Below are 7,004 nucleotides of genomic sequence, written 5' to 3'. Positions count from 1 at the left end.
ATCGGATCCGGCGGCCTCCCGGCCCCGGCGGGCGCGGCCCCGCCGGCGGCGCCGGCGAGGCCCGCGATGCGCGCTCCCTCGGCACTCCGACCTTCCGTGAAGCCACGGTCGGCGGCGTTGATCTTGGCGAGGAGCGCGTCCGCCGCGGGATACGACCCGGCAACGCGCCGGCCCGAAGAACGCTCGATCGCTTCGTAGCGGGCCCGCGGGGTGGTCGACCGCAGCTCCGGATGCTCGGCCTGCTGGGCCTCGAGGGCCGCGAGCGACGGCACCGGCGCCGGCCTCTCCTTCCGGCGCACGACGTTCTCGTTCTCGAAGCCGATGCGAAGGCCCATCACGAGGTAGTCGAACGCCACGTCCGGATCTCCCGGGTCGCCCTTGACGACGATCTCCGTGGTCGACTTCTCCGCGACGTAGAGATGCGCGGAGGCGCCCACCGGCGTGAGGTGGACGGTCAGCCCGAGCTCGGGGTTCGTCACCCAGCGGTACGTCTCGCCCAGCGCGACCCGTGCCTCGCCGTCGACCAGCTTCGCGCTGCCGCGCGTGTAGGTTCCCACTTCGTCACCCTCGAGGGCCGAGTACTCGATGATGCGGTCGCTCTGCTCGGGATGATTCTGGACGAAGTTCTTGGCGCCGGGGCCGCTGATGGTGGCGCCGGCAGACGAGCTGACGTAGGCCCAAGCCCCCGAGACCCCGTTCTCGAAGTACCCCCCGAGGGTCACGCCGTGCCCCCAGACTCCTTCTCCACCCGTGGAACCGTCGACGATCGCAAAGTCCCCGTAGTCGCCACGATTGTCCGAGAAGTATCCGCCTCGGACGACGCCGTGAGCCGCGATGCCGGCGCCGTCGGGAGCGTCCCCGACGAAGGCGTAGTCGGCTCCCGGGATGTCCCAGAACTGGCCACCGAGGTACTCCCCCGCCCCGTAGACCCCGGTCGAGCCGGTGCCGCCGTTGGCGTAGGAGTACACCCCGTAATGGGAGCAGCCGTCGGTGTAGAGGCCGTACCCGTTCGACGGGGCCCGGCAGAGGGAGGTCAAGGCGGAGTAGTTGGGATCGGTGCTGAAGATCTCGAACGAGCCATACTTGACCTGGACCGCGGAGGAGAGATTGACGAAGTTGCCCGCCGGCTGTCCGTCGAGCTCCGTGGCCGTCACCGCGGTGTCCGCGCTCACCGCGTTCACCGCGTTCGTCGAGTTCAGAGCGTAGGGCGCCGACACGAGCTGGGTACGCGGAGAGAGCGTCTCGGCGCCGACCCGGACCTCGAGCCATACCGAGGCGTAGTCGCGGAACACCGCATCCAGCGACGTGTAGCTGCCGGGTCCGCTGCCGTCGGCGACCGTGCCGCTTCCGAGCTGGACCGTGAAGAGCCCTCCGCTGACGGCCACCGCGTTGGCGCTCGACGCGCTGTGCGTGTCGGTCAGGATCTGGATGCCCGCTGTCGCCGCGTCGTAGAACGCGAACACCATGTCGAAGTTGCCGCTCAGTGGGTTGTTGTTGTTGTCCCGGAGAACGCCCTGGTAGCTCACGAGAGGCGGCGGGGTCGCGGCGTAGACCGGGAGCAGCGAGAAGGAGAGAAGCGTCACGCGAAGGGCGGCGAAGAAGGTGGTTCTCATCGTTCGGTCCTCCTGTTGTGCCGGCAGCAGAACGCGAACGAGCCGTCTTGTCCGAAGGAAACAGGCCGCTCCGCCGTTCTCTCCCCTGCACGCCCGTTTGGACGAGAAACGGGCGCCTGGACCGTCGGGCCGTCCTTCCCGACCTGTGACTTATGCCAAGGTCGAGGAGGCCGAGGATCGAGACGGGAGGCCGGGCGGGACCTTCAGTGCCTGGCCGGTTGAGCCGCTCGAATCCGGGCTTCAAGGCGGAGGGCTTCGTCGCGCTTGCCGGCCCTTTCGAGGACCTCGGCCCAGGCGGCCAGGACGGCCAGGACGTGGGGGTGCGACTCGCCCTGAACCGCGCTCTGGGCCTTGACGGCCTCTTCGTAGAGGGCGGCGGCGGCCTCGGGACGTCCTTCCGCGGCGAGGAGCTGCGCCTCGGCCGCCATGCACTCGGCATACGAGACGCTGGCCTTGCCGTCGGTCTTCTCCCGGAGCGCGACGGCGCGGTCGAGGGTCCGGCGCGCCTCGCCGAGCCGGCGCTGCTGCGTCTCGAGTTGGCCGAGGCTCAGAAGGGCGTACCCGAGCCGGCTGTCGCCGTTTCCGGGCTGCGCCTGGCTCGTCCGGATGATGCGGTCGAAGATCGGCTCCGCCTCCCGCCCCGCGCCAGAGGCCGCGAGGGAGTCCCCGACGCACTGGAGGGCGTCCATCATGTCCAGGTTGTCGTCGCCGTACGCCTTGCGGAAGATCTCCGCCGCGCGCCGGCAGAGCGGAATCGCCTTCCGCGGCTCTTTCAGCTCGAGGTCTGAGGCGCCGAGATTCTCGAGCGACTGCGCCACGTCCGGATGATCCGGGCCGAAGACTCGCTCGCGCAGCGCCAGGCATCGCGCGTGCACCTTGCGGGATTCCTCGAAGGCGCCCATGTCGTACAGCAAGGTGCCGAGGTTGTTGAGCCACGTGATGGCGTGAGGATGGTCCTCGCCGATCGTCTTCGGAGCGATGGCGAGGGCGCGTTCGTAGTAGGCGCGGGCGCTCGCGAGGTCGCCCAGGGACTGGCGCACGATGGCGAGGCTGTTCAGGCTCCGCGCGACCTCGACGCTCTCCGGGCCGAAGGCCTTTTGCCGCACCTCAAGCGCGCGCTCGAAGTACACGACGGCCTGGGCGTGATCCCCGCTCTTGTCGAGGATCGACGCCAGCGTGTGCAGCGTGTTCGCGTAGACGTGATCGTCCCTTGCCGGCATCGCCTCCTGGATTGCCAGCGCTTCGCGGGCCGGCGGACGCGCCTTGCCGAACTCGTTCCGGAGATAGTAGAGCCACGCGAGCTGGTCGAGGAGCGCGGCCAGCCCTGCCTTGTCGTCCGGGAGCGCCGACCGCCGCACCGTCAGCGCCTCCTCGAAGAGTCGCTCCGCCGGCTCGAACTCCCCGAGATTCTGGTAGACGCCCGCCAGGACGCCGAGCAGCCGCGCCCGCACGGCCGGCTGGGATGCCAGGTCCCTGTCGATGCGCGCGGCGCCGCGGTCCAGGATCTCGCGCGCCGTCGGCCTGGCGCCGCGCGACACCCCCGGATCGGACACGCGGAAGAGGCCGCGCATGAAGTCGGAGACCTGCCGGGCGGCCTCCGCTTCCTGGCGCGCGACCGCCTCGGCTCGCCGGGCGCGCACGAGCGCGAGCGACGTGCCGATGGTGCCGGCGACGACGGAGAGCGCGATCAGGGCGGCGGCCGCCGTGCCGAGCCGGTGCCTCCGCACGAACTTCCTCGCGCGATACGCGAGGCTCGGCGGACCCGCGCTGACCGGCAGGTTCCGAAGGTGGCGCTCGAGGTCCTCGGCCAGCTCCGAGGGCGAGGCATAGCGCCGGGCACGGTCCTTGTCCAGCGCTTTCATGGTGATCCAGTCCAAGTCGCCGCGGAGCAGCCCCGCCAGGCGTCCGGGCTCCGTCCTCCGGTTCTTCGCCGACTCCAGCGTCGCGGGCCCCGGCCCGGTCGCGCGTTCGCTCGGGCGTGGCGGATCGACTTCGCGGATCAGGCGGCGAATCTCGTCGAACGCGGCGCCGCGCAGCGTCGCGGAGTCGAGGGGCAGCGCGCCGACGAGCAGCTCGTAGAGGATCACCCCGAGCGAATACACATCGGTGCGCGTGTCGACGTCGAGGCTCGAGACCCCCGCCTGCTCCGGGCTCATGTACTCGGGCGTGCCGATCATGGCGCCCAGCTCGGTCAGGAGCGACCTGTCCGTGAGGCGCAGGGCGGCCGCCTTGGCGATGCCGAAGTCGATGATCCGCGGCAGCGGCTTGTCCTCGCGCGTCTCGACCAGGATGTTCGACGGCTTCAGATCGCGATGGATGATCCCCTTCTGATGGGCGTGCTGGACGCCGTCACAGACCTCGACGAACAGCGCGATGCGCTCGGCAGGGGTGAGCTGCTGACGGTCGCAATAGGCATTGATCGGCTCCCCCGGGACGTACTCCATGACGAAGTACGGCCGGCCGGAAGGCGTCTCGCCCGCGTCGAAGACCTTGGCGACCGCGGGATGCTCCATCACCGCGAGCGCCTGCCGCTCGGCCTCGAACCGCGCGATCACCTCGCGGGTGTCCATGCCGGCCTTGACGAGCTTCAGCGCGACGCGGCGCCGGACCGGCGCGACCTGCTCGGCGAGCCACACCTCGCCCATGCCCCCTTCTCCGATCAGCCGGAGGAGACGGTACGGGCCGATCGTCCTGCTGCCGACCGAGCCCTCCGCGTCGCCCGTTGGGTCCGCCGCGCTTCCTTCGTGCGTCGGCGAGCCGGCATGCTCGACCGCACGGGCGACCGCGGGGGACCCGAGGAACTCGGCGGCCGCCGCCGCGGCGTCCGCGTCGAGCAGCCGAAGCAGCTTCGCGTGCCCCGTGGGGTCGCGCCCGCGAAGCGCCTCGAGCCAAGACCCGCGGTCCACCTCCGAGAGCTGCGTCAGCTCGTCGAACAGCGCCGAGACGGCGGCCCAGCTCGCAGGGTCGAAGCCGTCAGTCACGACGCCGGCTCGCTCGAGCGCCTCGAATGAGGAACGCCCGCGCCTTCTGCCTCTGGCGCTCGATCATGCGGAGGAAGCCGTCGTGCACCTCGGCGCTCGTGTCCAGGACGGCGCCGCGGCCGCCTTCCGTCAGGCGTGCCCACGCCAGTTGCCGCAGCTCCGCGTACCGACTTGAGTGGAGCTGCTCCATCGCGCTCCGATCGCCCCCGGCGGCTGCTCGGATGACTTCCGTGATGTCGCCCATCCGGCCATCCTCTGCGGACGCCCTCCTTCGTTCTAGCCGCCTTCATTCTAAGGCCTGCGGGCGCACGGCTCGACCCCATGGGCCCCGGCCCGAGGCGGTGCGGCAGGTCCCGGGGCGCGACGCGTGTCTGCACGTTCAACCTCGGTCGGCCACGGGCATCACCATCACCGGATGCTCGACCGGCTTCTCGCCCGGCGAATCCGGGGGAACGACTTTTTTCACCAACCCGACGATCGCGTGCGAAAGCGGGGACGGCATCATCGGGTCCTGCGCGGTGCTCCACATCCGAAAAGTGACCGTGTCGGGAACGGCAGGGGCGTCTTCTGCGATCCTCCCTGCGGCGAGGCGATGGAGTTCACGAACTCGCTCATCGCGGGAAGCGCCAGGGACTGCGTGGGGCGAGGCTACTTCCTACCGCCGGGAGATGCGTCGCTCGACAGCGACGGCTCCTGCGCCGCCATCGGTTTCGAGCCGGGTGTCGCGACCGCGAGTCTTGCCGCGATCGGTATCGGCGGCCTCGCCGCCAACGGCGGTCCGACCCAGACGGAGGAGATCTCCCCGACGAGCGTCGACGCCCGGACATGTCTCGGCTTTCGTGGAGCTCACGGCCCCTTGAGGAGGTCCGTATGGTTCTTCTTGAGCCACGTGACGACGTCGTCACGGAGTATGACGGCCAACGCGCGCATCGCTTCCGCGTCGGCATCGGAAACGAGGCCGATACGCTCGTAGCCGGTGACGTTACGCTTCTTCCGGAAGGCGTCGAACGTGTTGGCAGTCTGCACATCGATGCGCAGCGTTTCACGCAGCGACTGGATCACACGATAGTGGTGTTGGTCCCGCGAGGCCCGATAGCCAGCTGCCGCCAGCGCCGCCGTCGCGGCCTGTAACGCCGCGTTGTAGGCGATGTTCATCCGCCAATCAGGGCTCAGGCCTTCGGCCTCGCTATCGGCGAGATCGCGCTCCACGACCGCGAGCAGGTCGCGAACTTCGTTTCCGCTCGTGCGGTGTGCCGTCAGCCAGCCGTTCCGCTCCCAGTCCGCCAAGCTCATCCGAACCTCCGATGACGAACACGTGAGGTTCTCCGAGGACGCTCGTCAAGAAGTGGTGGCCGCCGCGGATTTTCGCGCTGAATTCATCCGACGGGTAAACCGTCGGGTTGACGTCCCGCCCAAGCCGCCCTTGCGCCTCCGTCAGGGCGGCGGCGACCGCCGCGAACGGCGCATCCCCGACGACGAGCAGGTCGATGTCGCTATCGCTGCGCAGTTCCCCGCGGGCTGCGGACCCAAAGATGAATGCGGTGGCGATGCGGTCGGCGAGCGGCGCCAGCGCCTCGCGCAGTACATCGACGGCTCCCGCGGTTTTCAGGAATAGCGACCGCAGCTCGGGAAAGATCGGCGACTCGCGATTCGCCTGGAAATAGACCTGTCGCCCTTCCACCGTCCGTCGGATGATGCCCGCGCTCGTGAGTGCGTTCAGTTCGCGCTGTACGGCGCCCTGTGCCGCGCCCGTTTGCCGAACGATCTGGCGCAGGTAGAACGCTTCGTCCGGGTGCCCGAGCAGCCAACCCAAGACGCGGCGGCGCGTCTGGCCGAACAGCACTGCCGCGGGCTCTCGCTGCTCTCGAGGCGAACGTGACGTCGTACTCATATCGGGTTCAATCGTACGCACTTCGAGTACGATGATCAAGGTCGAGGGGCCAAGCGCTGGCGACAGCGCACGACGCACATTGACCAACTATATTGAAGTCAATTACTTAGCTGGTGGAGGCGATGGGAGTCGAACCCGTTCCAGGGCTCACGAAAAGGGACGATGGCGCGGGACTTTCGCTGAAATCGGCCGACAGTGTTCTGCGTTCTTCCGATTTCGAGTCCCCCGGAGTCCCCTGCTGTCCCCTGGAGTCCACCACAGTCTTGGAGACATTTTGGAGACAGGTTATGGAAGGAGCCAAGTCTTCTTCGTATGTCCGCATACCGGAAGAACGAATCCCGTTATTAATCCTGTTTTTCCAGGGAAGAGGTTGGCCAATGTCAGAGCGAAGAAGGCATGGGCGTTCCCATGATCCAAAACCAAGAAGCGGCCCCGAAAAGATCAACCCTCGGAGGCCTCGTACAAAAGCATTTTGATGTGAAAAGGTGGTGGAAGACGCTATTCGGACAGGGCGAATGA

The 7,004-nt window shown here is 68.5% G+C and carries 5 protein-coding genes; all 5 read right to left on the bottom strand.

What is annotated here, in order from left to right:
* Positions 1-1,613: hypothetical protein (locus tag LAO51_19345; GenBank protein MBZ5640898.1), on the bottom strand; the 1,613-nt coding region annotated here is incomplete at its 3' end.
* A gap of 203 nt (positions 1,614-1,816) precedes the next feature.
* Positions 1,817-4,594, bottom strand: coding sequence for a serine/threonine-protein kinase (locus LAO51_19340; GenBank protein ID MBZ5640897.1), 2,778 nt, complete (start codon positions 4,592-4,594; stop codon positions 1,817-1,819).
* The gene (locus LAO51_19335) at positions 4,587-4,838 is read right to left on the bottom strand and encodes a hypothetical protein (GenBank protein ID MBZ5640896.1); all 252 of its coding nucleotides are present in this window, start codon (positions 4,836-4,838) and stop codon (positions 4,587-4,589) included. Before LAO51_19335 ends, LAO51_19340 begins: the two co-directional genes overlap by 8 nt.
* Before the next feature lie 602 nt (positions 4,839-5,440).
* Positions 5,441-5,803 carry a hypothetical protein gene (locus LAO51_19330; protein ID MBZ5640895.1) on the bottom strand — a complete coding sequence of 121 codons (363 nt, stop codon included), beginning with the start codon at positions 5,801-5,803 and terminating at the stop codon, positions 5,441-5,443.
* Complete coding sequence (locus tag LAO51_19325; GenBank protein MBZ5640894.1) at positions 5,781-6,485, bottom strand: nucleotidyltransferase domain-containing protein; 705 nt, start codon at positions 6,483-6,485, stop codon at positions 5,781-5,783. The genes LAO51_19330 and LAO51_19325 overlap by 23 nt, the downstream gene beginning before the upstream one ends.
* Between the last annotated feature and the right edge of the window lie 519 nt (positions 6,486-7,004).

This window comes from Terriglobia bacterium (assembly GCA_020073205.1).
Lineage (GTDB): Bacteria > Acidobacteriota > Polarisedimenticolia > Polarisedimenticolales > JAIQFR01 > JAIQFR01.
The sequence above is the reverse complement of the archived record's forward strand: the minus strand, read 5'-3'. Positions and strand labels throughout refer to the sequence as shown.

What these genes read in the sequence shown, in the direction of transcription:
- LAO51_19325 (MBZ5640894.1), bottom strand. Translation starts at nt 6,485, where the DNA reads ATGAGTACGACGTCACGTTCGCCTCGAGAGCAGCGAGAGCCCGCGGCA.
- LAO51_19335 (MBZ5640896.1), bottom strand. Translation starts at nt 4,838, where the DNA reads ATGGGCGACATCACGGAAGTCATCCGAGCAGCCGCCGGGGGCGATCGG.